Genomic DNA, 25393 nt, shown 5'->3' on the forward strand with positions numbered 1-25393 from the left:
TGCATGCCTTTACAATAGCCATTATAACACAGGCTCTTTCGATTCACCGGATTGAGGCGGAGATTCCGGCTGCTCGGACGCAAATTTCAGAATTCCGCGATAAATGGACGCCGCCACCTTCCTCTGATACTCTTCGTCCGCGAGCAAGCTAGCCTCTTCCGGGTGCGACAGAAATCCGACTTCGACGAGCGCGGTCGGCATTTTGAGCGCCTTAAGCAAGTAGACGGTGTCCGCCTGCTTGGCAATCCGCTGCGTGTTGCCCAGCACGTTCCTCAGCTCGGTCTGGATATCTGCGGCCAGACGCTTGCCTTCCGCGTTATTCGCCGCATAGAACGTCTGAGCTCCAGACCATCTGGGTGACGGGATGCTGTTCATATGGATGCTTACGGCCAGATCGACCTGTCGCTTGCTGACCTGCTCGGCTCTGCGCAGCAAATCCTCGGTCTTGCGGCGGGTATAGCTCTTCGTACCGGGCTGCGCCAGATCGTAATCGCCTTCCCGAGTCAGAATTACAAGAGCTCCGGCTTGCTGCAGATAGTCCCGCAAATACAGCACGACAGCCAGGTTCAAATCCTTCTCGATCACCCCGTCTCGGCTGACCGCGCCTCCGTCGGCTCCTCCATGTCCGGCATCTAGCGCAATGACTTTGCCGGACAACGGCAGCGTCCAATGCGTCCACGTCCGCGCCGACGGAATTTCGCTCAGAAACAAAGCCGCGGTCAGAGCGATCAGGCATACGACGATCCCAAGGCGCAGCAGAGCCTGCCTCGTCACCCATACCACCAGATGTTTACGTCTCTTCAGCGTGTGAAGCCATGATTTGCGTTGTCCGTTTAACAAAATAAATCCACCTCGTCCCGGGAAAACTCCCTACATTTTATGGGACAAGGTGGATTTTTATGAGTTATATCGAGTAAGATTTGCTCGCTTCAGCCATGCCTTCGATGAGAATTGCTGCCACTTCGGGACGCGAGAACTCTGGAGGCGGACAGATTCCGTCGCGCAACAAGGCGCGGACCTTAGTGCCTGACAAAGTCAGATGGTCTTCTTTGCCATGCGGACAGGTTTTGCTGGATGCCATATTGCCGCATTTCGTGCAGAAGAAGCTATGCTCGAAATAGAGCGGAGTAATGCCCAATTGCTCGGGAGGGAACGCCTTCAGCAGTTCCTGGGCCTCGTAGGTTCCATAGTAGTCGCCTACGCCCGCGTGATCCCGGCCGACGATAAAATGGGTGCAGCCGTAGTTCTTGCGCACGAGCGCGTGGAAGATCGCTTCTCGCGGGCCTGCATAACGCATCGCCGCAGGGAATACCCCCAGAAACACGCGATCTTGCGGATAATAGTTTTCCAGCAGGGCCAGATAACTCTTCATCCTTACGTTAGCCGGGACGTCATCCGATTTCGTCTCCCCGACGAGCGGGTTCAGGAACAGGCCGTCGACGATTTCCATCGCCGCTTTCTGAATATACTCGTGCGCCCTGTGTACCGGATTGCGAGTCTGGAAGCCGACTACGGTCTTCCAACCTTTCTCCGCGAAAATACGACGGGTTTCCGTCGGTGTAAAATAAAATTCGTTGAACTTTGCGGGAACGGGACGATTCAGCACTTGAACCGGTCCTCCGATGTAGGTGTCGGGACGATCGAACAGCTTTACGACGCCGGGATGCTCGATATCGTCCGTCTTGAATACTTTTACGGCCTCATGCCGCTTATCCGCTTTATAGATACTCTCTACGGTGATCACGCCGTATAGGATGCCGTCGCTCTCTCCGACAAGAGCGGCCTTCTGACCGGGAGACAGCTTTTTCGCGTAATCCTCCGACACGGCCAGCGTAATCGGGATGCTCCAGATCGCTCCGTTCGCCAGCTTCATGTCGTTCACAACCGATAGGTAGTCGTCCTCGTTCATAAATCCGGTCAACGGGCTGAACGCTCCGACACCGATCAGATCCAGATCCGATATCGTCCACGCGTTGACAGGAATCGATACCCATTCGCAGGCTTGGGCCAACAATGCCTCGCGTTCCTGCCCTTCAACCACCCGATTAACCAATGCTCCGCCATGCGGTAAAATTGCGCTCATCTTCTGAGTAGCTCCTTCGTTAAGCGATAAAATGCGATAAAATTGATATCATTCCATTCAAACAGCTCGGCAACTTATTTGTGCAGACCGCACTCCGTCTTCTCATTGCCCGCCCAACGGCCCGAACGGGGATCTTCGCCCGGCATGACCGGCTTGGTGCAATACTCGCAACCGATGCTGGGAAAGTTCTGGTCGTGCAGCGGATTGTAAATCAGATCGTTGTCGCGAATGTAATTCCAGACGTCTTCCGAAGTCCATGCAGCGATCGGATTAAACTTCACCAGGCCGAACTTCGTATCGTATTCGACTTTCTTCGAATTTGCGCGAGTGGGCGCCTGATCGCGGCGAATGCCGGTAATCCACGCTTCGTACTGGGAGAGAATACGCGTCAGCGGCTCGACTTTGCGCAGGTTGCAGCAAGCTGTCGGATCGCTCTTCCATAGCTCCGCCCCGTGCTCCGCCTCTTGCTGCTCCGGCGTCAGCTTCGATTTCACTTCGACGAACTTCAGGTTGTACCTCTCAGCGATGCGGTCGCGCGTCTCGTACGTTTCCTTGAAGTGGAAATCGGTGTCCAGATAAAAAATGTCCGTAGACGGGCTGATCTTCTGAATCATATCCACCAGCACAACGTCCTCTGCTCCGAAGCTGCACGCGAACGTGATGTTCGGGAACGTCTCGATCGCCCAAGCGATGACGGTTTCCGGCGATGCGTTCTCAAACTCTTCGGCTTTGATTCGAATCAGATTTTCCTTTTCGATCAAATTCATCGTTAAGACCTCCGCTATACCCAAGTATTTAAGTATGAATACACCCATTATACGCCTGCAACCCAAATACTTCAATCCAAAATAGATTAAAGTGGATGCAAGATCAGCAATTTAATTGAAAAAAAGGAACGAAATTATCGCTCCTTCTCATTGAAAAACAACAAGAAAGCCCCCGACCATAGGGGTCGGAGGCTGAGTTTCCTTGTATGCCGAAGCTTCTTAACGCTTCGAGAATTGAGGAGCGCGACGAGCGGCTTTCAAGCCGTATTTCTTACGCTCTTTCATGCGGGCATCGCGAGTCAGGAAGCCGGCTTTCTTCAGCGCAGGGCGCAGTTCCGGATCCGCTTTAAGCAGTGCGCGGGAAATTCCGTGACGGATTGCGCCGGCTTGGCCGGACGTACCGCCGCCATGAGCCAGTACGATAATGTCGTATTTGCCGACAGTCTCGGTCAGGTTCAATGGTTGTTTAACGATCAGCTTCAACGTCTCGACGTCGAAGTAGTCGTTGATTTCGCGTTTGTTGATAACGATGCGGCCTTCACCCGGCACGAGACGAACCCGCGCAACGGAGTGCTTGCGGCGACCCGTTCCTAAATATTGCACTTGAGCCATTCGAAAGTCCTCCTTTTATTATCCGCGAAGTTCGTAAACTTCAGGTTGTTGGGCTTGATGTGGATGTTCGCTACCAGCGTACACTTTCAGCTTGCCTTGAAGCTGATGTCCGAGCTTGTTCTTAGGAAGCATGCCGTAAACCGCCAATTCGATGATGCGAGCAGGTTTCTTGTTCAGCATTTCCTGAGCGGTCGTCGTTTTCAGTCCGCCTGGATAGTGGGAGTGCGTGTAGTATTTCTTCTGCTGCAGCTTCTTGCCTGTCAGGACGATTTTCTCCGCATTGATGACGATAACGAAATCTCCGGTATCGATATGAGGAGTAAATTCCGGTTTGTGTTTGCCGCGGATCAGAGCAGCCGCTTCGCTGGCCAGACGACCGAGCGTTTTGCCAGCGGCGTCAATGATAAGCCATTTGCGCTCTACTTCAAGCGGCTTAGCCATGTAAGTTGTACGCATGAAACATCCTCCTTCGGGTAAATTCCCTGCTTTTATGGGTTAGATCAATTACATTCATACATCGGGTAATTCAGCGATGCGCTTGACTTGGATGTGGAAACCGATCGAGGATCGATTCCGTCAAACACACCAAAAGAGTGACTTCTCTGCGCTGGGGCCGTGGGTAGCCACGCAGAAAGCACAAACTCTATTTTACATGAAGCCCAATGCTTATGCAAGTTTAAAGTTGCAAATTTTCGCTCGTAGCCTCCGGCAAGAGTTCATAGACGACCTCCCACAAGGAAAGTCCTTGAGGAATGGCCGTCGGCCCCGACCTTGCGCGGTTGCGAGCCGCCAAAATGCCCGGCATCGCTTCGGGGGCGATCTTGCTTTCGCCGATCTGAATCAGTGTCCCGGCAATAATGCGCACCATATTGTAGAGAAACCCCGTGCCTGTCACGTAGAGATGAATCACACCGCGCGTCTTGCCCGGATAATGGCGCTCGTCCCACTCGCGGTTATAGATCGGATTGGCGTACAGCCCTTCCGCCTCGGTTCTTGTTTCGTGAACAAGCTTCGTCTCAAGAATGGTGCGTACATGACTCGGCTTGGTCGACAGCGGGGAAGTAAACGAAGTAAAGTCATGCTCGCCGACCAGATGCGCCGCCCCGGCTCTCATTGCTTCGAGGTCTAGCGGAGTCGGATGGTGGAATTCATAGCGTCGCCGAAACAAATCCGGCATGCGGTTGCAATTGATCGTATAGCGATACGTTTTGCTGAGGGCATCGCGGCGGGAATGAAAATGATCGGGAACGCTATAAGCGCTCTGCACGACAATATCGTTTGGCAGTCTCGTGCTTAGCGCGATTGCCCATCTCTCGATCGGAATAGTGGAGGACGTCTCAAAGTTGACGACTTGGCAGCGGGCATGTACCCCGGCATCGGTTCTTCCGGAGCCCATCAATCGCACTCGCTCGCCGGTCAGTTTAGAAATTACCTGCTCCAATTTATCCTGAATCGTATTGCCGCCGGGTTGGCTTTGAAACCCACTGTAGTCCGTCCCGTCATAACTGACAATGAGAGCGATATTGCGCATGCCATCTCCTCCAAGCGAGGCCTAAGCGGCCGAATTCCAAGCTTCAGCACAAAAAAAGGATGATCCGAATGCGGGATTCGGTCCATCCTTCTTTGCTCCGTTCCTTAAGCGCGATCTACGAGCTCGAGATACACCATCGGAGCCGAATCTCCGCGGCGAGGTCCCAGCTTCAGGATGCGCGTATAGCCGCCCGGACGCTCCGCATAACGCGGTGCGAGATCGGAGAACAGTTTTTGGATGGCGTCTTGCTCGCCATTCAGCGTTTCACGACGAACGAACGCCGCCACTTGACGACGGGCGTGCAAGTCGCCGCGCTTAGCCAAAGTGATCAGACGCTCTGCGATCGAGCGAACTTCTTTAGCTTTCGCTTCAGTCGTTTGGATGCGCTCGTACAGGAACAGGTCGGTCGTCAGATCGCGGAACAAAGCTTTCCGCGCGCTGGAATCGCGACTCAGTTTTTGATAAGCCATTTTGTTTTCCCTCCTTTGCTGCTGGTAACGATGCTATTCCTCGAAGCGTAAGCCCAATCCCAGTTCTTCCAGCTTCTCTTGAACTTCCTCTAAAGACTTGCGGCCCAGGTTGCGGACCTTCATCATGTCCTCTTCGGTTTTCGTGATCAGCTCTTGAACGGTGTTGATGCCGGCACGCTTCAGGCAGTTGTAAGAACGGACGGAAAGATCGAGCTCTTCGATCGTCATCTCAAGCACTTTTTCTTTCTTGTCCTCTTCTTTTTCCTTCATCGTTTCGGTATCTTTAGCCTCGTCCGTAAGCCCTACGAACAAGGAAAGGTGATCGGTCAAAATTTTGGCGCCCAAGCTCACTGCTTCTTCAGGCCGAATACTGCCGTCGGTCCATACTTCAAGCGTTAGCTTGTCGTAGTTTGTAACCTGACCGACACGCGTATTCTCAACCTGATAGTTCACGCGAGTAATCGGGGTGTAGATCGAATCGACCGGAATAACGCCGATCGGCTGATCTTCCTTCTTGTTCCGATCCGAAGGCACATAACCGCGTCCGACACGCGCGAAAATGCGCATGTGCAGACGGGCTCCCGAAGCCAGAGTCGCGATATGCAAGTCCGGATTCAGAATTTCGACGTCGCTGTCCGCGCGAATATCGCCGGCCGTTACGACCCCGTCGCCTTCCGCATCGATCTCGAGCACTTTCTCCTCGTCCGAATGAATCTTCAGCGATAACTGCTTCAGATTGAGGATGATTTGCGTTACATCCTCAATAACACCCGGAATCGTGGAAAATTCATGAAGCACGCCGTCAATCTGAACCGATACGACGGCTGCGCCCGGCAAGGACGACAGCAGAATGCGGCGCAGAGAGTTGCCGAGCGTCATGCCGTAGCCGCGTTCCAGCGGCTCAACAACAAAACGCCCGTATCTCTTGTCATCATGAAGTTCCACGGAATCGATTTTTGGTTTCTCGATCACTATCATAACCAAAACCTCCTTCAAAAACGTCGCTGACGTTGCCTTTGTTCACCCAATGAGATATTTCAGCAATGTTTATGGGCTAAACCGTGTAGTATGCCTAACCGTTACAACCATTATTCTCAAGTTGTTCTTGTTTGATACCACAACAGCAACGTTGTTATACGCGGCGGCGTTTCGGAGGACGGCATCCGTTATGCGGGATTGGCGTTACGTCTCGGATCATGCTGACTTCAAGACCGGCAGCTTGCAACGAACGAATCGCAGCTTCGCGGCCTGCGCCGGGACCTTTAACGGATACTTCAACCAAACGCATTCCGTGTTCCATTGCAGCGCGTGCTGCGGACTCGGCAGCCATTTGAGCGGCAAACGGCGTGCTCTTACGGGAACCTTTGAAACCGAGGTTACCGGAGCTAGCCCAGGAAACCGCGTTACCGTGCGGGTCCGTAATCGTAACGATCGTATTATTGAACGTGGAACGGATATGTGCCACGCCGGAGTCGATATTCTTGCGATCACGACGCTTGGTACGAACGACTTTCTTGCCCTTTTGTGCCATGTTTTGTTATCCCCCCTTATTTCTTCTTGTTCGCTACCGTACGACGCGGACCTTTGCGTGTACGAGCGTTCGTCTTCGAACGTTGTCCGCGAACCGGAAGACCGCGGCGGTGACGGATGCCACGATAGCAGCCGATTTCGATCAGCCGTTTGATGTTTAGTGCAATTTCGCGACGCAAGTCGCCCTCGACCTTCACTTCTTTGTCGATCGTTTCGCGCAGACGAGCCAGCTCGTCTTCGGTCAGATCACGAACGCGAGTGTCGGGATTGACGCCCGTGGACGCCAGCACCTTCTGGGAAGTGGACTTGCCAATTCCGAAGATGTACGTCAGGGCGATTTCCACGCGCTTGTCGCGCGGGAGGTCAACACCAGATATACGTGCCATAGTAAGAGGCACCTCCTTCTATCGTTAGCCTTGTTTTTGTTTATGCTTCGGGTTCTCGCAGATAACCATGACGTTACCTTTGCGGCGAATGACTTTGCATTTTTCGCAAATCGGTTTGACCGAAGGTCTCACCTTCATGATAATACCCTCCTTAAATGTGGAGCGAACGAACTTATTTGCGGTATGTGATACGTCCGCGCGTCAGATCGTAGGGCGATAATTGAATAACCACTTTATCCCCCGTCAGAATCCGTATGAAATGCATCCGGAGCTTACCGGAAACATGCGCAAGGATTTGATGTCCGTTCTCCAGCTCTACCTTGAACATGGCATTCGGCAACGGTTCAACGACCGTTCCTTCAACCTCGATGACGTCCTCTTTGGCCACCCGTCATTCTCCTTTCTCTTCAGCATCGAGCCGTCGTTCGATTTGATCGATAGCGTACCGAAGCTTCGCGTTGGTTACGCGTCCAGTGTCGCGAATGCTGCTGGCAACCTCCTCGCTTCGGACCCCGATCCGTTCGAGATGCAGCACGTTTTTGCGTTTGGGCCGGTCGAAGCGGCGTTTATCGCCGTCGGCCACGAGCGCGAATCGCTCCTCGACGAGGGCGATCACGACCGCTAGCTCACCTTCGTCTTTTCCACGCCGGCTTCTTACGATGTCGCCGGGCGCAAGCTTCACGTTTACCGTCATATCCTTCACCTGGCTTTATGCACGGGTCAGTATTTCATACCCGTCTTCGGTCACGGCTATCGTATGCTCGAAATGCGCGCACAGGGATCCGTCCACCGTAACGACCGTCCAATTGTCGGACAAGGTCTTTACATATCGCTCTCCCACATTGACCATCGGCTCGATCGCGAGCGTCATCCCCGGCTTCAGTCTCGGTCCGCGGTCCGGCGCTCCGTAATTCGGAATTTGCGGTTCTTCGTGAAGAGCCGCGCCTACGCCGTGTCCGACATATTCTCTGACGACGGAGAAGCCCGCGTCTTCGATCACCTTCTGAATACCATGAGAGACTGTAAACAACCTGACGTCCGGACGAACCAACTCAAGCCCTGCATAGAGGGAAGCTTCGGTCACGTCCAGCAATCTTTGCGCTTCGTCGCTGATCTGGCCGACTCCGTATGTCCATGCGGAATCGCCGTGGTAGCCCTGATACTGTGCACCGATATCGATGCTGATGATGTCGCCTTCTACGAGCTTCCGCGGTCCGGGAAACCCATGCACGAGTTCCTCGTTCGTGGAGGCGCATATGCTGGCGGGAAAACCGTTGTAACCTTTGAAAGAGGGAACGGCGCCTTGGCTTCGGATGAACGCGTCGGCGATCCGATCGAGCTCGGCGGTCGTCACGCCTGGAACGATCGCTTGCTTCATCAAGCGATGCGTCTCAGCGACGATTCGGCCCGCCTCCCGCATCAAGTTCAACTCTTTCTCGGACTTGATCACGATCATAGCCGATTAACCTCTGAGTAGGGAAGCAATATCGCCCGTTACCGCGTCGATATCCTTCTCTCCGTCTACTTCGCGGAGCAAACCTTTGTCGCCGTAATACGTCAGCAGCGGAGCCGTCTTGCTGATATACTCGTCAAGACGAGTGCCCACTTTCTCTTCCGTATCGTCGGAACGCTGATACAGCTCTCCCCCGTCCTTATCGCAGATGCCTTCCTGCTTCGGAGGGTTAAACACAATATGATACGTTGCGCCGCAAGTTTTGCAGATTCGTCTTCCGGTCAGGCGGGCCAACAGGAAGCCGCGGTCCACCTTGAGGTTGATGACGTGATCGATCTTGCGGCCCATTTCGGCCAGCATGCCGTCGAGCGCTTCAGCTTGAGCGAGCGTCCGCGGGAAGCCGTCGAGCAGAAATCCGCTCGCACAATCTTCAGCCGCGAGACGATCGCGCACGATGCCGTTCGTCACTTCGTCCGGAACGAGAAGACCTTGGTCGACGTACTCCTTAGCCTTCTGTCCCAGCGGCGTGCCTTGCTTCATGGCTAAACGAAACGCATCACCCGTCGAGATGTGCGGAATGCCGAATTGCGCTACGATCCGCTCTGCCTGCGTTCCTTTGCCGGCGCCAGGAGGCCCCATAAACAGAATGTTCATTGCTGTTCCTCCTGTCCGTCTCGTAGATTACTTATTGATAAACCCTTTGTAATGGCGTTTGATCAATTGGCTCTCGATCTGCTTCATCGTCTCAAGCGCAACCCCGACAATGATGAGCAGCGAGGTGCCGCCCAGTTGAACTGTACGAGGAAGATCCGCAAGATATCCGAAGAACACCGGCAGAACCGAGATCAAAGCCAGGAAAATCGCGCCTGCAAGCGTGATGCGGGTAATGACCCGCGTCAGGAAACCGGCGGTTGGCTTGCCCGGACGAATGCCCGGAATGTAGCCGCCGTTCTTCTTCATATTGTCCGCCAATTGCTGTGGGTTGAACTGAACGAACGTGTAGAAGAACGTAAATCCGATAATCAGCAGTACGTACAGCACCATGCCAAGCGGCTGGTCGTAGTACATATGATTGATAACCCACTGTGCCCAAGCCTTGTTCGCCCAGAACTGAGCAATCGTGATCGGGAACATCAGCAGCGATACCGCGAAGATAACTGGGATTACGCCCGCGCCATTCACTTTAAGCGGAATGTGCGTCGATTGGCCGCCGTACATCTTCTGTCCGACAACCCGTTTGGCGTATTGTACAGGAATCTTGCGCACGCCTTGCTGAATGAAGATGACGCCTGCGATAATCAGGACGATTACGATCAGGATGATCAGCACCTTCACGATGTTCAGGAACACTTGGCTGGAATCTACGAATTGGGTTTCGTAAATGTCGCGAATGTGTTTAGGCAAGGATGCGACGATCGCCGCGAAGATCAGGATAGAGATACCGTTGCCGATACCTTTTTCGTTGACCTGCTCGCCGAGCCACATCAGGAATGCCGTACCTGCCGTCAATACAATCGCAATCATAAGATACGTCGCGACATTCGCATCGATGACCATTTCGTACGAATACATCCGGTTAAAGCCGATTGCCGTAGCGAAAGCTTGGATAAGCCCGAGAACGATCGTTCCATAACGAGTGATCTGAGCCAGCTTACGCTTGCCGTTCTCGCCTTCCTTCTGCCATTCCGAGAACTTCGGAATAACGTCCATGGAAAGCAATTGAACGATGATCGACGCCGTAATGTACGGTGTGATTCCCAAGGCAAAGATGGAGAAATTGAACAGCGCACCGCCGGAGAAAGTATTCAGAAGGCCGAACAGGTCGGTACCCGCTTGGTCGGCCATCGTCAACACGTCTTTATTAATGTTCGGGACCGGGATAAAGGAACCGATACGGTAAATTAACAGGATGAAAAGGGTGAAGAGGATCCTCTTGCGAAGGTCCTCAACTTTCCAAATGTTAGTGACGGTCGCGAACATTAGATCACCTCGGTTTTACCGCCGGCGGCTTGAATTTTTTCTGCAGCAGACTGAGAAAACTTATGAGCTTTAACAGTCAGTTGCACACTCAACTCGCCATTGCCCAAAATTTTAATTCCGTCTTTTGGATTTTTCAGTATGCCTTCGCTCAGAAGCAATTCAGGCGTAACTTCCGTTCCCGCCGCAAAACGGTTCAAATCATCAAGATTAACGATCGCGAATACAGTAGCAAAACGATCGTTGTTGAAACCGCGCTTAGGAACCCGACGGTACAACGGGTTTTGTCCGCCCTCGAATCCGGGACGCACACCGCCGCCGGAACGAGCGTTCTGCCCTTTGTGACCGCGACCGGACGTTTTGCCGAGACCGCTGCCGGCGCCGCGTCCAACCCGCTTACGGGTGAACTTGGAGCCTGCGTTAGGAGACAGCTCATGCAATTTCATCGTACGTCGCACCTCCTTGATTTTTTATGCTTGGTGTCTATTTTACACTTCTTTAACTTCGATCAGGTGACTAACCGTATTGACCATGCCGCGAATCGCGACATTGTCTTCCTTAACTACGGACGAATGCAGCTTGCCGAGGCCCAGAGATTTCACCGTTTGGCGTTGATTCTCAGGACGGCCGATCAAACTGCGAACGAGGGTAATTTGAAGCTGTGCCATCTGTTTCCCCTCCTTAGCGGAATAGCTCTGCAACGGTTTTGCCGCGCAGTTTCGCTACGTCTTCGGCGCGTTTCAGGCGAGACAAACCTTCCAACGTCGCATTGACCATGTTAATGGAGTTGGAGGATCCCAGCGATTTCGTCAAAATATCGCCGACTCCAGCCAGTTCGAGCACCGCGCGAACAGGACCGCCCGCGATAACGCCCGTACCTTCCGATGCTGGTTTCAACAACACTTTGCCGGCGCCGAACCTTCCCGTAACGGCATGTGGAATCGTCGTTCCAACGAACGGTACGAAGACCAGATTTTTCTTGGCGTCTTCAACGCCTTTGCGGATTGCGTCAGGAACTTCGGACGCTTTGCCGATGCCCGCGCCAACCCAGCCTTTGCCGTCTCCGACAACGACGAGTGCGCTGAAGCTGAAGCGACGTCCGCCCTTGACGACTTTGGAGACACGGTTAATTTGTACCATTTTCTCCGTCAGTTCCAATGTGTTCGGATCTACACGCAAGTCGTTTACCTCCTTGTGTCAAAAGTGAATTAAAACTGTAAACCGGCTTCGCGTGCAGCATCCGCCAGTGCTTGAATACGTCCGTGGTACAAATAACCGCCGCGATCGAACACAACGTTCTCGTGTCCTTTTTCCTTCGCGCGTTTAGCGATCAGCTCGCCAACTTTGCGCGCAGCTTCCACGTTTCCGCCGTTTCCGTTTCCAGCAAGCTCCTTGTCGACTGTCGATGCGCTGGCCAGCGTTACGCCTTGAACGTCATCGATCAATTGAGCATAGATGTGCTTGGAGGAACGAAACACGGACAGACGTGGACGCTCGCTTGTCCCGCTGATTTTCTTACGAACCCGAAGGTGTCTTTTCAGACGTGCCTTGTTCTTGTCGGCTTTAGTAATCATCCGCATTTACACTCCCTTCATAAAATTAACGCCGAACGGCACTCAGGCCGCCGCGTTCGTCTTATTTCTTCTTACCTGCTTTACCCTCTTTACGGATAATGCGTTCGCCTTCGTACTTGATTCCTTTGCCTTTGTAAGGCTCAGGAGGACGAACGGCGCGAATTTTAGCCGCGATCTCGCCAACGGCTTCTTTATTGATGCCTTTAACGATGATTTTGTTCTGAGCAGGAACCTCGAATTCAATACCGTTCTCAGGAACGAACTCAACCGGGTGAGAATAACCAACGTTCAATACCAGCTTCTCGCCGGATTTGCTTGCACGGTAACCTACGCCGACCAGCTCAAGGTTCTTTGCATAACCGTCAGTTACGCCGTTTACCATGTTGGCCACTACGCTACGAGTCGTTCCGTGCAGAGCACGGTGAAGCTTGTTATCGGAAGGACGTTCAACAGTAATGACATCGGACTCGTACGAAACTTTCATATCTCCGTGGAGCGTGCGGGACAAAGTTCCTTTCGGTCCTTTGATTGTAATTACGTTGTTGTCCAGGTTCACGTTCACGCCGTTAGGCACCTGAATCGGTTTGCGTCCAATACGGGACATGGGTACACCTCCAATCGTGTGACAGTTAAATTACCAAACGTAGCAAAGCACTTCGCCGCCGGATTTGCCTTGACGGGCTTCCTTGTCGGTGATGATGCCTTTGGATGTGGAAATGATCGCGATGCCGAGGCCACCCAACACGCGCGGAACTTCGTTCGATTTCGTGTATACGCGCAGGCCGGGCTTGCTGATGCGTTTAAGGCCTGTGATAACGCGCTCGTTGTTCGCGCCGTATTTCAAGAAAATACGGATCAAACCTTGCTTGTTGTCTTCGACATACTCCGCGTCGCGGATAAAGCCTTCGCGCTTCAGGATTTCAGCAATTTGCTTTTTCACCGTCGACGCAGGCAGTTCCACAGACTCATGACGCACCAGATTCGCGTTGCGAATGCGCGTCAACATATCTGCAATAGGATCAGACATAACCATGGGGTAAACCTCCTTCCCGAACTAGGCTGATTACCAGCTCGCTTTTTTGACGCCAGGAATCTGGCCCTTATATGCCAACTCGCGGAAACAGATCCGGCAGATTTTGAACTTTTGTAATACGGAATGCGGACGTCCGCAACGCTCGCAGCGCGTGTAAGCTTGGACTTTAAACTTCGGCGCGCGTTGTTGCTTGATTTTCATCGATGTTTTTGCCACTTGCTTTCACACCTCCATTAGGTAACCTTTTGCTATTGACCGGGTTATCGTCACTTCGCAAACGGCATACCCAATTGGGTGAGCAGCTCACGCGCTTCTTCGTCCGATTGTGCCGTCGTGACGATGACGATGTCCATCCCGCGAACTTTATCGATCTTGTCGTATTCGATCTCCGGGAAGATCAGCTGCTCTTTCAGGCCAAGCGTATAATTGCCGCGGCCGTCGAACGATTTGGTCGAGACGCCGTGGAAATCGCGTACGCGAGGAAGAGAAATGTTGAACAGCTTATCCAGGAAGTGGTACATCCGTTCGCCGCGCAGCGTAACCTTGACGCCGATCGGCAAGTTCTCCCGCAGACGGAAGCCTGCGATCGATTTCTTGGAACGCGTAACTACAGGCTTCTGACCGGCAATCTTCTGCATGTCCTCAACCGCAAAATCGATGATTTTGGAGTTGGAAACCGCCTCGCCGACACCCATGTTGATGACGACTTTCTCGATTTTCGGCACTTGCATAACGGACTTGTAGCTAAACTTCTGCATTAGCGCAGGAGTGATTTCATTCAGGAAACGTTCCTTCATTCTTGCTGCCATGAGTCACAATGACCTCCTTTCCGTTGTTACTCCGATTAGTCGATCGATTCTCCGGAACGTTTTGCGACCCGGATCTTCTTGCCGTTATCGAGCGTTTTGTAGCCGATACGTGTCGGCTTGCCGCTCTTAGGATCGATATGCATGACGTTCGAAGCATGAATTGCCGCTTCGCGTTCGATGATACCGCCTTGTTGGTTTTGCGGGTTCGGGCGAGTATGACGTTTGATCATGTTCACGCCTTCGACAAGAACGCGGTTTTCACGCGGATAGGCTGCGATAATGCGGCCTTTCTTGCCTTTGTCTTTGCCGGAGATGACGATTACGTTATCGTCTTTCTTCACGTGCAGTTTATTGTTGTGCGATTCAAGCACTTTTTTCAGACGGGGCATGGGTACACCTCCTTGAGTCTTTCTCCATCGGTGCGTTCCGGAGTCTTACAAAACTTCCGGTGCCAGGGAAATGATTTTCATAAAGTCGCGTTCGCGAAGTTCGCGGGCAACAGGTCCGAAGATACGAGTGCCACGTGGGCCCTTATCATCCTTAACGATGACGGCTGCGTTCTCGTCGAACGCAATATAGGAGCCGTCCTTGCGGCGTACCGAACGTTTCGTACGAACGATAACACATTTGACTACGTCGCCTTTTTTGACAACGCCGCCTGGTGTTGCTTGTTTGACAGAGCATACGATCATATCACCGATATGTCCTACGCGGCGTCCAGTACCGCCAAGCACGCGGATGCACATCAATTCTTTCGCGCCGGAGTTGTCGGCAACTTTCAGACGCGTAAACGGTTGAATCATCGCAGGGTCCTCCTTTCAATAACGAGTAAGTCGAATTAAGCCAATACAGCTTTCTCGACGATTTCGACCAGACGCCATGTTTTGTCTTTCGACAACGGGCGGGTCTCCATGATTTTCACGGTGTCGCCAATTTGCGCTTCGTTGTTCTCATCGTGCGCTTTGAACTTCTTCGTGTATTTGATCCGCTTGTGGTACAGGCTGTGCTTCTTGTACGTCTCAACAGCTACCACAATCGTTTTGTCCATCTTGTCGCTGACGACTTTACCGATTTGCACTTTGCGATTATTGCGTTCGCTCATGGTCATCCTCCTTTTCCCGGGTTTTAGCCGATGCCGAGTTCACGCTCGCGCAAAATGGTTTTAGCCCGAGCGATTTCTTTCCGCAGTTCGCCAAGGCGGTGCGGGGTGTCCAGTTGGCCGGTAGCCAGTTGGAAGCGGAGGTTGAACAGTTCATCCTTGAAGCCGGCGATCTTCTGCTCGAGTTCCGCCGATGTCAGGTTGCGAAATTCACTGGCTTTCATTTGCTTCACCACCCAGTTCTTCACGTTTCACAAACTTCGTCTTCACCGGCAGCTTGTGAGCGGCAAGACGCATTGCTTCGCGTGCGATCTCCTCGGATACCCCTGCGAGCTCGAACATTACTTTGCCCGGTTTCACAACGGCAACCCATGCTTCTACGTTACCTTTACCGCTACCCATCCGCACCTCGAGAGGCTTTTGGGTGATCGGTTTCGAAGGGAAGATTTTGATCCAAACTTTACCGCCCCGTTTGATGTAACGAGTCATCGCGATACGAGCAGCCTCGATCTGACGGTTCGTTACCCAAGAAGCTTCCTGTGCCTGCAGGCCGAATTCGCCGAAGTGCACTTCCGTGCCGCCTTTGGCGCGACCTTTCATTTTACCGCGATGTACTTTGCGGTGTTTGACGCGTTTAGGGACCAACATGATCAGTTGCCTCCTTCCTGGACAGCTCTTTTCTTCGCCGGAAGGACTTCGCCGCGGTAGATCCATACTTTTACGCCGATACGGCCGTAAGTCGTATGAGCTTCCGCTGTTCCATAATCGATGTCAGCACGAAGCGTGTGCAGCGGCACCGTTCCTTCGCTGTATCCTTCTTGACGAGCAATCTCCGCTCCACCCAGACGACCGCTAACGGAAGTCTTGATTCCTTTTGCTCCAGCGCGCTGCGTCCGTTGCATCGCTTGTTTCATAGCGCGACGGAAGGAAACGCGACGTTCCAGTTGTTGCGCGATGCTCTCGGCAACGAGGATAGCGTCCAGCTCAGGGTTTTTGATTTCAGAGATGTTGATGTGTACTTTCTTGCCGTTCGTCAGCTTGGTCAGTTGGCCGCGAAGCACTTCGACTTCCGAACCGCCTTTACCGATGACGATACCTGGCTTAGCCGTATGAATCGTAACGTTGACGCGATTGGCCGCACGTTCGATTTCGATTTTGGAAACCGCGGCTTCTTTCAGCTTCTTCTTCAGGAATTCACGGATTTTGACGTCCTCGATGAGGAGGGAGCCGAAATCTTTGTCCGCATACCATTTGGATTCCCAGTCACGAATGATGCCGATACGAAGACCGACGGGATTTACTTTTTGACCCACACGTTGTCCCTCCTTATTTCTCGGATACGACCAGCGTAATATGGCTGGAACGTTTGAAAATACTGAATGCACGACCTTGGGAACGAGGCTGGAACCGTTTCATGGTTGGTCCTTCGTTAACGAAGGCTTCGGAAACGACCAATTTGTTCACGTCGAGCTGATAGTTGTGTTCGGCGTTAGCAATCGCGGAGTTCAGCAGCTTCTCCAGAACCGGAGAGGCCGAACGAGGCGTATGACGCAAAATCGCGATCGCGTCTCCAACCTTCTTGCCGCGGATCAAGTCCACGACCAGGCGGACCTTGCGCGCCGGAATGCGAATGTTATTCACAACAGCTTTCGCTTGCTGAGACATCGGTGTACCTCCTCCCTTACGTACGTCTCGTGACGATCGCCCGCTACGCCTTCAACGCTCGGGCTCGATCTCACTTCGTAGGGTTATATTAGCGTTTGCCTGTTTTCTTGTCGTCGTCCGTATGGCCTTTGAACGTACGCGTAGGCGCGAATTCGCCCAGTTTGTGACCGACCATGTCTTCAGATACATAGACCGGCACGTGCTTGCGACCGTCGTATACCGCGAACGTCTGACCCACGAATTGCGGGAAAATCGTCGAGCGGCGAGACCAAGTCTTGATAACGACTTTTTTATTCGAACCGGACAGTTCTTCTACTTTCTTAAGCAGATAGCCGTCCACGAAAGGTCCTTTTTTCAAACTGCGACCCATGGAATGCTCCTCCCTTCAAACCAGCTTGAGAGTTCGACGCTCGCGCCGGCAAGCAAGTAACGATTACTTGCTGCGGCGACGAACGATGTATTTGCCAGAAGCTTTTTTCTTCTTGCGAGTCTTGTAGCCGAGAGTTGGCTGACCCCATGGAGAGAGCGGGGATTTGCGTCCGATTGGAGCGCGTCCTTCGCCACCGCCGTGCGGGTGATCGTTCGGGTTCATGACGACGCCGCGAACGGTCGGGCGTTTGCCTAACCAGCGATTACGGCCGGCTTTACCGATGTTAAGCAATTCGTGGTCTTGGTTACCAACTGTGCCGATCGTTGCGCGGCAAGTTTTGAGAATACGGCGAATCTCGCCGGAAGTCAAACGAATTGTAACGTAGGCTTCTTCTTTACCAAGCAATTGAGCGCTTGTGCCTGCTGCGCGAACAAGTTGTCCGCCTTTGCCCGGCTTAAGCTCAATGTTGTGGATAACCGTACCAACAGGAATGTTCTCCAGCGGAAGCGTGTTGCCCACTTTGATGTCGGCTTCAGGTCCGGACGTAATCACGTCGCCGACTTTAAGGCCTTTTGGAGCGATGATGTAAGCTTTCTCACCGTCCGCATAGTTGATCAAAGCGATATAAGACGTACGGTTCGGATCGTATTCGATTGTAGCCACGCGAGCGGGGATGCCGTCCTTCGTGCGCTTGAAGTCGATAATCCGGTATTTACGCTTATGTCCGCCGCCGTGGTGGCGAACCGTAATTTTACCTTGATGGTTGCGGCCTGCGCGTTTGGAGAGCGGCGCGAGCAACGATTTCTCGGGCTCGTTCGTCGTAATCTCTTCGAACGTGGCGATCGTCATTTGACGACGGCTGGCCGTTGTCGGATTAAACTTTTTGACTGGCAATTGGATTCCCTCCTTACTTTAGAGACTTTTTATACGGAAGCTTCAAAGAAATCCAGCGGTTTGCTGTCTTCGGAAAGCTGCACGATGGCTTTTTTCCACTCGGACGTATAACCGCTGTGTCTGCCGTAGCGCTTCGGCTTGGCAGGCATTCTGAGCGTATTTACGCCGACGACCTTCACCTTGAAGATCTGCTCGATCGCTTGCTTAATTTCCGTTTTGTTAGCTTTCAGTTCAACTTCGAACACATATTTGCGCTGTTCGATGAACTCGCTCGTACGCTCAGTAATGACCGGCCGTTTGATCAAATCGCGAGGGTTTCTCATTACGCGAACACCTCCTCGACTTTAGCGACCGCATCCTTCGTGATGATCAATTGATCATGCTTCATCACGTCGAGGACATTAATTCCGTCTGCAGCGACGAACTTCACGCCTGGGATGTTGCGGGCGGACAGAGCCACGTTCTCTTCGTAGTCCGCAGTAACGACCAGCGCTTTGCGGGATACTTTGAGATTGTTCAAGATTTTTGCAATTTCCTTCGTTTTCGGTTGGGCCAGGCTCAGTTGATCTAGAACGATCAATTGGTTATCCACAACTTTGCTGGATAGAGCCGACTTGATGGCCAAACGACGAACTTTACGAGGCAATTTGAAGCCATAGCTGCGTGGCGTCGGTCCGAAGACGATGCCGCCGCCTTTCCATTGCGGCGAACGGATGCTGCCCTGACGAGCGCGTCCGGTACCTTTTTGTTTCCATGGCTTACGTCCGCCACCGCGCACTTCAGAACGTCCTTTAGTGTCGTGTGTGCCGGAACGAACGGCAGCTTGCTGGAGCAATACGGCGCTGTGCAGAACGTGTACATTCGGCTCTAGGCCGAATACTCCTTCCGCCAGATCCAATTGTCCGACTTCTTTGCCGTCTACGTTAAATACGGATACTTTCGGCATGAGTGGTCCTCCTTTCCTCTTACGTTACGAATTATTTCTTCACCGCTGTGCGGATTTTGAGATAGCTGTTGCGAGCGCCCGGTACGGAGCCCTTGATCAGCAGCACATTGCGCTCTGCGTCGACTTTGACGATTTCCAGGTTTTGAACCGTGATCGTCTCGCGGCCCATGCGACCGTGCATTTTCTTACCTTTCGGTACGCGGTTGGCGTCACGAATCGTCGCGAGCGAACCGTTACCGCGGTGGAATTTCGAACCGTGCGTCATTTTGCCGCGGGCAAAGCCCCAACGCTTAATGGCGCCTACAGTTCCTTTACCTTTGGAAATCCCCGTTACGTCAACAATATCGCCCTCGGAGAATTGGTCAACTTTAAGTTCCTGACCAACTTCAACTTCTGCTGGCGTAAGTCCGCTAACTTCGCGGATGAAGCGCTTGGGGCCCGTGCCTGCCTTCTTTGCGTGGCCGATCGCGGGTTTGGTAGCCAGCTTTTCGCGTTTGTCCGCGAAGCCGAGCTGAACTGCTTCGTATCCGTCGTTATCCGCAGTTTTCTTTTGCAATACGATGTTCGGAGTCGCTTCTACTACAGTAACAGGCACTACGCTGCCGTCCGCTGCGAAGATTTGCGTCATTCCGAGTTTACGTCCCAAGATTCCTGACATGTTGACACCTCTTTTCTTGATGAATCTGTTTGGCTCCAGGCCTTATTACAGTTTGATTTCGATATCGACGCCAGACGGCAGATCAAGGCGCATCAGCGCGTCTACCGTTTGCGGCGTCGGATTGACGATATCAATCAAACGCTTGTGCGTACGCATTTCGAACTGTTCACGCGAGTCCTTGTACTTGTGGACCGCACGCAGAATCGTGATGATCTGCTTTTCAGTCGGCAGCGGGATTGGACCCGACACACCTGCACCAGTACGTTTTGCAGTTTCTACGATTTTCTCCGCGGATTGATCGAGAACACGGTGATCGTAGGCTTTCAAACGGATGCGGATTTTTTGCTTTGCCATAGAATTCCCTCCTTCATTCGCCCAATTTTGGAATCGGACATACTCCGTGAGAATAACCCGACTTGCACCTGTTGGCCACCCTTATGGCAAAGGGGCCGGGTGTGTCGGCAACCTCTCACATCAGCGCACAGTCACAGACCAACATTCACTATTATAGCGATCTGCCCATGCAAATGCAACAAATAATTTTCATAAATTAAAAACGTACGGATTCGATCCGTTTGGCCCCTTCATCTTCTCATCACGGCTCATACATGAGGGCGATATTTTTGGAGACACTGAAGCAATGAACGTCTACAACTTCGGTTTGCAGCACAGCAACCCTTTAATGGAGGAATCGGTATGCCGACATGGCTGGAGATTACGCTTCGAACTTTAATGGCTGTAACAGTCTTATTTATCATCACTCGCATTCTCGGGAAGAGGCAGGTGTCCCAGTTGTCTTTATTCGAGTACATAACGGGAATTTCGATCGGCAACCTGGCCGCCTATCTGTCACTTGATACAGACTCCGAATGGTACATCGGTATTATTGCCCTTGCTGTCTGGGTAAGCATTTCCTTCGGGATCGAGTTTCTGCAGTTAAAAAGCAAGAGAGCGCGCGACTTTCTGGACGGCACTTCGACCATCCTCATGAGGAACGGGAAAATTCTCGAAGATAACTTGAGGGAAGAACGAATCACATCGGACGAATTGCTGGAGATGCTGCGCAAAAAAAACGTGTTTAACGTGGCTCAGGTCGATTTCGCAATTCTGGATACTAGCGGAGAACTGAACGTCCTGCTCAAAAAGGAATACCAGCCGCTTACTCCTTCCGACATCAACTTGCCGGTGCCTCCCGAGAAGTACAATATGGCGGTCATTATGGACGGAAAGATTATGGAGGACTCCTTGAAGAAAGTCGGGTTGAATCGCGACTGGCTGAATAGCAAGCTCCGTCAACTCGGAGTCTCTATGGATAAAATCTATTTCGCCCAGGTCGACTCGCAGAACAAGCTATATATCGATCCATATGACGACTCCCTTAAGCGCCACTAGTAGAGAACGTTTTTCCCCTTTTTTCCAGTTAAACGTCATTCTCCGCCTGTCTTCTCCATATAAATAAGACAGGCAGGGAATGAAAGGGATGATCGGTTTTGCTCTCGTTTCGAAAGCTTGTCGTTATCGTGGTCGGTTGTCTGTTAATCGCCGTAGGAATCGACTTCTTCGTTATGCCTCTCAAAGTGCTCGACGGAGGTTTTATCGGAATCGCATTGATCAGCAATTATTTGTTCGGAGTCAAGGTCGGCATTATCCTTATCGCATGCAGTTTGCCTGTCTTCGTATATACTTGGTTTAAGGATCGAGGCTTTTTTTTCAACAGCCTGTTTGGAATGATATTTCTGTCCTACGCCATCGATCTCCTCGATCCCTACAATCCGTTTGCCCCTATTATTGCGGTTCACCCCTTCGTCGCCTCGGTTGTGGGCGGAATGTTTATCGGAATCGGCTTCGGAATACTGCTAAAATTCGACACAAGCACCGGAGGCGTCGACCTGTTGGCCAAGCTGCTGGCGAAAAAGATGAAAATCAATGTGGGCATTCTTATTCTCATTATGGATGCGATTGTGATCGGAGCAGGAGGAATTCTATTTTCGCTCGATACGTTTTTTCTGTCCATTGCGACAATCACTTCCGGCGGTCTTGCGACGAGCCTCTGCACCTCTAAATTTTTCGCTTACTGATTACATATATAATAGAAGAAAAAAAATGTCCAAGGCTGAAAGCCTTGGACATTTTTGTTTTGAAGCTCTTATTTTTGGATGGATGCAACTGCGCCTGCGCCTACCGTACGGCCGCCTTCGCGAATAGCGAAGCGAGTGCCTTCTTCGATAGCGATCGGGGAGATCAGTTGAACCGTAACTGTGATGTTATCGCCAGGCATAACCATCTCAGTGCCTTCCGGCAGGTTGATGATGCCCGTTACGTCCGTCGTACGGAAGTAGAACTGCGGACGGTAGCCTGTGAAGAAAGGCTTGTGACGGCCGCCTTCAGCAGAAGTCAGAACGTAGATTTGAGCCGTGAATTCCGTGTGAGGCTTAACGGAACCTGGCTTAGCGATAACTTGACCGCGCTCGATATCTTTACGGTCAACGCCACGGAGCAATGCGCCGATGTTGTCGCCAGCTTGAGCTTGGTCGAGCAATTTACGGAACATTTCAACGCCCGTTACAACCGTTTTGCGAGTTTCTTCGTGCAGGCCGATGATTTCAGCCTCGTCGCCGACTTTGATGATACCACGCTCAACACGGCCAGTAGCAACCGTACCGCGACCTGTGATCGTGAACACGTCCTCAACCGGCATCAAGAAAGGCTTGTCAGTTGCGCGCTCAGGAGTCGGGATGTAGCTGTCGATAGCTTCGAACAGCTCAACGATTTTGTCAGCCCAAGGGCCGTCTGGATTAGCCAGAGCTTCACGGGAAGCGCCGCGAACGATTGGAGTGTCGTCGCCTGGGAACTCATACTCGTTCAACAGGTCGCGAACTTCCATCTCAACCAGCTCGAGCAGCTCTTCGTCTTCAACCATGTCGCACTTGTTCAGGTAGACGACGATGTAAGGAACGCCTACTTGACGGGAGAGCAGGATGTGCTCGCGCGTTTGCGGCATTGGGCCGTCAGCAGCGGATACAACCAGGATTGCGCCGTCCATTTGAGCAGCGCCCGTGATCATGTTTTTAACGTAGTCAGCGTGTCCTGGGCAGTCAACGTGAGCGTAGTGACGGTTAGGCGTCTCGTACTCAACGTGAGCCGTGGAGATCGTGATTCCGCGCTCGCGCTCTTCTGGAGCTTTGTCGATTTGGTCGAATGCTACAGCAGCACCGCTTCCGTATTTTTTGTTCAATACCGAAGTGATTGCAGCAGTTGTCGTCGTTTTACCGTGGTCAACGTGACCGATCGTGCCGATATTCACGTGGGGTTTGTTACGTTCGAATTTAGCCTTAGCCATTGATACTGTTCCTCCTTAATGAGTAAAAGGATTTGATTTTTTATTTAATGACGTGGGAGCGCCGCATCAAGCGATTCTCCCTCCGCCTGCTTTCCAGAAAAGGCAAACCTTACGCTCAGCCTTTTGCCTTGGACACGATTTCTTCGGAGATGGATTTAGGCACTTCTTCGTAGTGCGACAGCTCCATCGAGAATACACCGCGACCTTGCGTACCGGAACGAAGAGTTGTGGAGTATCCGAACATCTCTGCCAACGGCACCTTCGCACGAACGATTTGTGCGCCGAAACGCATATCCGATCCTTCGATGCGTCCGCGGCGGGAGCTCAGCATACCCATAACGTCGCCGAAATACTCTTCGGGTACCGTTACTTCAACCTTCATGATCGGCTCGAGCAACACAGGATTACATTTGTCCTTCGCTGCTTTAAGCGCCATCGATCCGGCGATTTTGAACGCCATCTCCGAGGAGTCGACGTCGTGATAAGATCCGTCGAAGATCGTTGCTTTGATATCTACGAGCGGGAAGCCGGCAAGTACGCCGTTCTTCATCGACTCTTCGATACCGGCTTGTACCGGAGCGATATATTCGCGCGGTACGACGCCGCCGACGATCTTGTTCTCGAACGCGAAGCCGGCACCCGGCTCCTGAGGTTCGAACTCGATCCAGACGTGGCCGTATTGACCGCGTCCGCCGGATTGACGAACGAATTTGCCTTCGACTTTCGCCGGCGTGCGGAACGTCTCGCGGTAAGCAACCTGCGGCTTACCAACGTTAGTCTCGACTTTGAATTCGCGAAGCATACGGTCAACGAGAATTTCGAGGTGAAGCTCGCCCATCCCCGAGATAATCGTTTGGCCGGTTTCTTCGTCCGTGTGAGCACGGAACGTCGGATCTTCTTCAGCCAGCTTCTGCAGAGCGATACCCATTTTGTCTTGGTCGGCCTTTGTTTTCGGCTCAACCGCAAGCTGGATAACCGGCTCTGGGAAGTTCATGGACTCAAGAATAACCGGATTCTTCTCGTCGCACAGCGTATCGCCTGTCGTCGTATCCTTCAGACCTACTGCCGCAGCAATATCTCCGGAGTAGACGATGTCGATTTCTTGACGGCTGTTCGCGTGCATTTGGAGAATACGGCCGATACGCTCGCGTTTGCCTTTCGTCGCATTAATAACGTAAGAACCGGAGTTCAGTACGCCAGAGTAAACGCGGAAGAAAGTCAGACGGCCAACGTATGGGTCGGTCATGATTTTGAACGCCAGCGCCGCGAACGGCTCGCTGTCCGAAGACTTGCGCGTCGTTTCCGTGCCGTCGTCCAGAACGCCCTTGATGTCAGGAACGTCCGTCGGAGCAGGCAGGTAAGCGACTACAGCGTCCAGCATTGGCTGAATGCCTTTGTTGCGGTAGGAAGTACCGCAGACGACCGGGAAGATTTTCACTTCGCAGACGCCTTTGCGCAGAGCTGATTTGATTTCTTCAACGGTAAGCTCTTCGCCTTCCAGATACTTCATCGTCAGCTCTTCGTCAAGCTCTGCAACCTTCTCTACGAGAATAGCGCGCAGCTCTTCGACTTTGTCGGCATATTCCGCAGGAATTTCGATCTCGTCCGGCGCTTTGCCCTTGTCGTCGGTGTACTTGTATGCGACCCGCTCAACGATGTCGATCATGCCGATAAATGTATCCTCGGCACCCATCGGATATTGAATTGCGACCGCATTCGCGTTCAGACGTTCTCTCATGTCGTTGATAACATTGAGGTAGTCTGCACCGATGATGTCCATCTTGTTAACGTAAGCGATCCGCGGTACGCCGTAACGGTCGGCTTGACGCCATACCGTCTCGGATTGCGGCTCTACGCCTTCTTTGGCGCTAAAAACGCCAACGGCCCCATCCAATACGCGCAGGGAGCGCTCGACTTCTACCGTAAAGTCAACGTGACCCGGAGTGTCGATAATATTGATGCGGTGACCTTTCCACTGAGCAGTCGTTGCGGCAGACGTAATCGTAATGCCGCGCTCTTGTTCTTGCTCCATCCAGTCCATCGTCGCAGCGCCTTCGTGCACTTCGCCGATTTTATGAGTACGGCCGGTAAAGAACAGAATCCGTTCAGTAGTCGTGGTTTTACCCGCATCAATGTGCGCCATAATCCCGATGTTGCGCGTATTTTGCAAGGAGAACTCTCTAGCCATGAATATAG

Annotated in this window: 41 protein-coding genes; 2 read left to right on the forward strand and 39 right to left on the reverse strand. The window is 52.4% G+C overall.

Annotated elements, in window-relative coordinates:
• Positions 1–21: 21 nt before the first annotated feature.
• The 37 genes from cwlD to rpsJ all read right to left on the reverse strand — a co-directional run bounded on the left by cwlD (position 22) and on the right by rpsJ (position 20211).
• Positions 22–840 (reverse strand): N-acetylmuramoyl-L-alanine amidase CwlD, encoded by an 819-nt coding sequence (gene cwlD / locus J4772_RS32340; protein WP_246017109.1) that lies wholly within the window; start codon positions 838–840, stop codon positions 22–24.
• Positions 841–904: 64 nt separating this feature from the next.
• Positions 905–2083, reverse strand: a complete 1179-nt coding sequence (gene sat / locus J4772_RS32345) for a sulfate adenylyltransferase (RefSeq protein ID WP_209073050.1) — start codon at positions 2081–2083, stop codon at positions 905–907.
• A 74-nt stretch (positions 2084–2157) separates the two neighbouring features.
• Positions 2158–2850, reverse strand: coding sequence for a phosphoadenylyl-sulfate reductase (locus J4772_RS32350; RefSeq protein ID WP_116065584.1), 693 nt, complete (start codon positions 2848–2850; stop codon positions 2158–2160).
• A 219-nt stretch (positions 2851–3069) separates the two neighbouring features.
• Positions 3070–3462 (reverse strand): 30S ribosomal protein S9, encoded by a 393-nt coding sequence (gene rpsI, locus J4772_RS32355; protein WP_116065583.1) that lies wholly within the window; start codon positions 3460–3462, stop codon positions 3070–3072.
• A gap of 18 nt (positions 3463–3480) precedes the next feature.
• Positions 3481–3918 (reverse strand): 50S ribosomal protein L13, encoded by a 438-nt coding sequence (rplM, locus tag J4772_RS32360; protein ID WP_116065582.1) that lies wholly within the window; start codon positions 3916–3918, stop codon positions 3481–3483.
• 220 nt (positions 3919–4138) lie between these two features.
• Entirely contained in the window at positions 4139–4993 is an 855-nt protein-coding gene (gene truA, locus J4772_RS32365; protein WP_209073051.1) for a tRNA pseudouridine(38-40) synthase TruA, read from the reverse strand.
• Between the two features lie 104 nt (positions 4994–5097).
• Complete coding sequence (gene rplQ / locus J4772_RS32370) at positions 5098–5463, reverse strand: 50S ribosomal protein L17 (protein WP_116065580.1); 366 nt, start codon at positions 5461–5463, stop codon at positions 5098–5100.
• A 33-nt stretch (positions 5464–5496) separates the two neighbouring features.
• Positions 5497–6441: a DNA-directed RNA polymerase subunit alpha gene (locus tag J4772_RS32375; protein WP_116065579.1), complete on the reverse strand. Its 945-nt coding sequence runs from the start codon at positions 6439–6441 to the stop codon at positions 5497–5499.
• 154 nt (positions 6442–6595) lie between these two features.
• Positions 6596–6994 carry a 30S ribosomal protein S11 gene (gene rpsK, locus J4772_RS32380; protein ID WP_094050605.1) on the reverse strand — a complete coding sequence of 133 codons (399 nt, stop codon included), beginning with the start codon at positions 6992–6994 and terminating at the stop codon, positions 6596–6598.
• A 16-nt stretch (positions 6995–7010) separates the two neighbouring features.
• Complete coding sequence (rpsM, locus tag J4772_RS32385; protein WP_094050606.1) at positions 7011–7379, reverse strand: 30S ribosomal protein S13; 369 nt, start codon at positions 7377–7379, stop codon at positions 7011–7013.
• Positions 7380–7403: 24 nt separating this feature from the next.
• Positions 7404–7517: a 50S ribosomal protein L36 gene (rpmJ, locus tag J4772_RS32390; RefSeq protein ID WP_003333770.1), complete on the reverse strand. Its 114-nt coding sequence runs from the start codon at positions 7515–7517 to the stop codon at positions 7404–7406.
• Positions 7518–7551: 34 nt separating this feature from the next.
• Positions 7552–7767 (reverse strand): translation initiation factor IF-1, encoded by a 216-nt coding sequence (infA, locus tag J4772_RS32395; RefSeq protein ID WP_116065578.1) that lies wholly within the window; start codon positions 7765–7767, stop codon positions 7552–7554.
• Between the two features lie 3 nt (positions 7768–7770).
• Positions 7771–8073: a KOW domain-containing RNA-binding protein gene (locus tag J4772_RS32400; protein WP_116065577.1), complete on the reverse strand. Its 303-nt coding sequence runs from the start codon at positions 8071–8073 to the stop codon at positions 7771–7773.
• 15 nt (positions 8074–8088) lie between these two features.
• Positions 8089–8835, reverse strand: a complete 747-nt coding sequence (map, locus tag J4772_RS32405) for a type I methionyl aminopeptidase (RefSeq protein ID WP_116065576.1) — start codon at positions 8833–8835, stop codon at positions 8089–8091.
• Positions 8836–8841: 6 nt separating this feature from the next.
• On the reverse strand, positions 8842–9486 hold the full coding sequence (locus J4772_RS32410; protein WP_116065575.1) for an adenylate kinase: 645 nt from the start codon (positions 9484–9486) through the stop codon (positions 8842–8844).
• Positions 9487–9513: 27 nt separating this feature from the next.
• Positions 9514–10812: a preprotein translocase subunit SecY gene (secY, locus tag J4772_RS32415; RefSeq protein WP_116065574.1), complete on the reverse strand. Its 1299-nt coding sequence runs from the start codon at positions 10810–10812 to the stop codon at positions 9514–9516.
• On the reverse strand, positions 10812–11255 hold the full coding sequence (gene rplO, locus J4772_RS32420) for a 50S ribosomal protein L15 (protein ID WP_116065573.1): 444 nt from the start codon (positions 11253–11255) through the stop codon (positions 10812–10814). Before rplO ends, secY begins: the two co-directional genes overlap by 1 nt.
• A 42-nt stretch (positions 11256–11297) precedes the next feature.
• Positions 11298–11477: a 50S ribosomal protein L30 gene (gene rpmD, locus J4772_RS32425; protein WP_116065572.1), complete on the reverse strand. Its 180-nt coding sequence runs from the start codon at positions 11475–11477 to the stop codon at positions 11298–11300.
• A gap of 13 nt (positions 11478–11490) precedes the next feature.
• Positions 11491–11988, reverse strand: a complete 498-nt coding sequence (gene rpsE, locus J4772_RS32430) for a 30S ribosomal protein S5 (protein WP_116065571.1) — start codon at positions 11986–11988, stop codon at positions 11491–11493.
• A 29-nt stretch (positions 11989–12017) separates the two neighbouring features.
• The gene (gene rplR, locus J4772_RS32435) at positions 12018–12383 is read right to left on the reverse strand and encodes a 50S ribosomal protein L18 (protein ID WP_116065570.1); all 366 of its coding nucleotides are present in this window, start codon (positions 12381–12383) and stop codon (positions 12018–12020) included.
• 61 nt (positions 12384–12444) lie between these two features.
• Positions 12445–12987 carry a 50S ribosomal protein L6 gene (gene rplF, locus J4772_RS32440; protein ID WP_116065569.1) on the reverse strand — a complete coding sequence of 181 codons (543 nt, stop codon included), beginning with the start codon at positions 12985–12987 and terminating at the stop codon, positions 12445–12447.
• 30 nt (positions 12988–13017) lie between these two features.
• Positions 13018–13416 (reverse strand): 30S ribosomal protein S8, encoded by a 399-nt coding sequence (rpsH, locus tag J4772_RS32445; RefSeq protein WP_116065568.1) that lies wholly within the window; start codon positions 13414–13416, stop codon positions 13018–13020.
• A 30-nt stretch (positions 13417–13446) separates the two neighbouring features.
• A complete protein-coding gene (locus J4772_RS32450) occupies positions 13447–13632 on the reverse strand; it encodes a type Z 30S ribosomal protein S14 (protein ID WP_027087364.1) in 186 nt (61 codons plus the stop codon).
• A 50-nt stretch (positions 13633–13682) separates the two neighbouring features.
• On the reverse strand, positions 13683–14225 hold the full coding sequence (gene rplE / locus J4772_RS32455) for a 50S ribosomal protein L5 (RefSeq protein ID WP_116065567.1): 543 nt from the start codon (positions 14223–14225) through the stop codon (positions 13683–13685).
• 35 nt (positions 14226–14260) lie between these two features.
• The gene (gene rplX, locus J4772_RS32460; protein WP_116065566.1) at positions 14261–14614 is read right to left on the reverse strand and encodes a 50S ribosomal protein L24; all 354 of its coding nucleotides are present in this window, start codon (positions 14612–14614) and stop codon (positions 14261–14263) included.
• A 45-nt stretch (positions 14615–14659) separates the two neighbouring features.
• Complete coding sequence (rplN, locus tag J4772_RS32465; protein WP_116065565.1) at positions 14660–15028, reverse strand: 50S ribosomal protein L14; 369 nt, start codon at positions 15026–15028, stop codon at positions 14660–14662.
• Positions 15029–15063: 35 nt separating this feature from the next.
• On the reverse strand, positions 15064–15327 hold the full coding sequence (rpsQ, locus tag J4772_RS32470) for a 30S ribosomal protein S17 (RefSeq protein WP_094050619.1): 264 nt from the start codon (positions 15325–15327) through the stop codon (positions 15064–15066).
• 23 nt (positions 15328–15350) lie between these two features.
• Positions 15351–15548 carry a 50S ribosomal protein L29 gene (gene rpmC, locus J4772_RS32475; RefSeq protein WP_094050620.1) on the reverse strand — a complete coding sequence of 66 codons (198 nt, stop codon included), beginning with the start codon at positions 15546–15548 and terminating at the stop codon, positions 15351–15353.
• Positions 15535–15972, reverse strand: coding sequence for a 50S ribosomal protein L16 (gene rplP, locus J4772_RS32480; RefSeq protein ID WP_116065564.1), 438 nt, complete (start codon positions 15970–15972; stop codon positions 15535–15537). The genes rpmC and rplP overlap by 14 nt, the downstream gene beginning before the upstream one ends.
• 2 nt (positions 15973–15974) lie before the next feature.
• Complete coding sequence (rpsC, locus tag J4772_RS32485) at positions 15975–16637, reverse strand: 30S ribosomal protein S3 (protein WP_116065563.1); 663 nt, start codon at positions 16635–16637, stop codon at positions 15975–15977.
• 13 nt (positions 16638–16650) lie between these two features.
• A complete protein-coding gene (rplV, locus tag J4772_RS32490; protein WP_094050623.1) occupies positions 16651–16989 on the reverse strand; it encodes a 50S ribosomal protein L22 in 339 nt (112 codons plus the stop codon).
• A gap of 88 nt (positions 16990–17077) precedes the next feature.
• Positions 17078–17359, reverse strand: coding sequence for a 30S ribosomal protein S19 (gene rpsS / locus J4772_RS32495; RefSeq protein WP_135153599.1), 282 nt, complete (start codon positions 17357–17359; stop codon positions 17078–17080).
• Positions 17360–17422: 63 nt separating this feature from the next.
• Entirely contained in the window at positions 17423–18253 is an 831-nt protein-coding gene (gene rplB, locus J4772_RS32500) for a 50S ribosomal protein L2 (protein ID WP_116065561.1), read from the reverse strand.
• Positions 18254–18282: 29 nt separating this feature from the next.
• Positions 18283–18576, reverse strand: coding sequence for a 50S ribosomal protein L23 (rplW, locus tag J4772_RS32505; RefSeq protein WP_094050626.1), 294 nt, complete (start codon positions 18574–18576; stop codon positions 18283–18285).
• Positions 18576–19199: a 50S ribosomal protein L4 gene (rplD, locus tag J4772_RS32510; protein ID WP_116065560.1), complete on the reverse strand. Its 624-nt coding sequence runs from the start codon at positions 19197–19199 to the stop codon at positions 18576–18578. The genes rplW and rplD overlap by 1 nt, the downstream gene beginning before the upstream one ends.
• Positions 19200–19230: 31 nt before the next feature.
• Complete coding sequence (gene rplC, locus J4772_RS32515; protein WP_116065559.1) at positions 19231–19857, reverse strand: 50S ribosomal protein L3; 627 nt, start codon at positions 19855–19857, stop codon at positions 19231–19233.
• 45 nt (positions 19858–19902) lie between these two features.
• On the reverse strand, positions 19903–20211 hold the full coding sequence (gene rpsJ / locus J4772_RS32520; protein WP_116065558.1) for a 30S ribosomal protein S10: 309 nt from the start codon (positions 20209–20211) through the stop codon (positions 19903–19905).
• Between the two features lie 342 nt (positions 20212–20553).
• Here rpsJ and J4772_RS32525 point away from each other — a divergent pair, with 342 nt between their 5' ends.
• Positions 20554–21249, forward strand: coding sequence for a DUF421 domain-containing protein (locus J4772_RS32525; protein WP_209073052.1), 696 nt, complete (start codon positions 20554–20556; stop codon positions 21247–21249).
• 98 nt (positions 21250–21347) lie between these two features.
• A complete protein-coding gene (locus tag J4772_RS32530; protein WP_209073053.1) occupies positions 21348–21935 on the forward strand; it encodes a YitT family protein in 588 nt (195 codons plus the stop codon).
• Between the two features lie 68 nt (positions 21936–22003).
• Here J4772_RS32530 and tuf read toward each other — a convergent pair whose 3' ends face one another.
• Positions 22004–23197, reverse strand: a complete 1194-nt coding sequence (gene tuf, locus J4772_RS32535) for an elongation factor Tu (protein WP_116065555.1) — start codon at positions 23195–23197, stop codon at positions 22004–22006.
• Between the two features lie 115 nt (positions 23198–23312).
• On the reverse strand, positions 23313–25385 hold the full coding sequence (gene fusA / locus J4772_RS32540; RefSeq protein ID WP_209073054.1) for an elongation factor G: 2073 nt from the start codon (positions 25383–25385) through the stop codon (positions 23313–23315).
• Between the last annotated feature and the right edge of the window lie 8 nt (positions 25386–25393).

The organism is Cohnella sp. LGH, from assembly GCF_017671885.1.
Taxonomy (GTDB): Bacteria; Bacillota; Bacilli; order Paenibacillales; family Paenibacillaceae; genus Cohnella; species Cohnella phaseoli.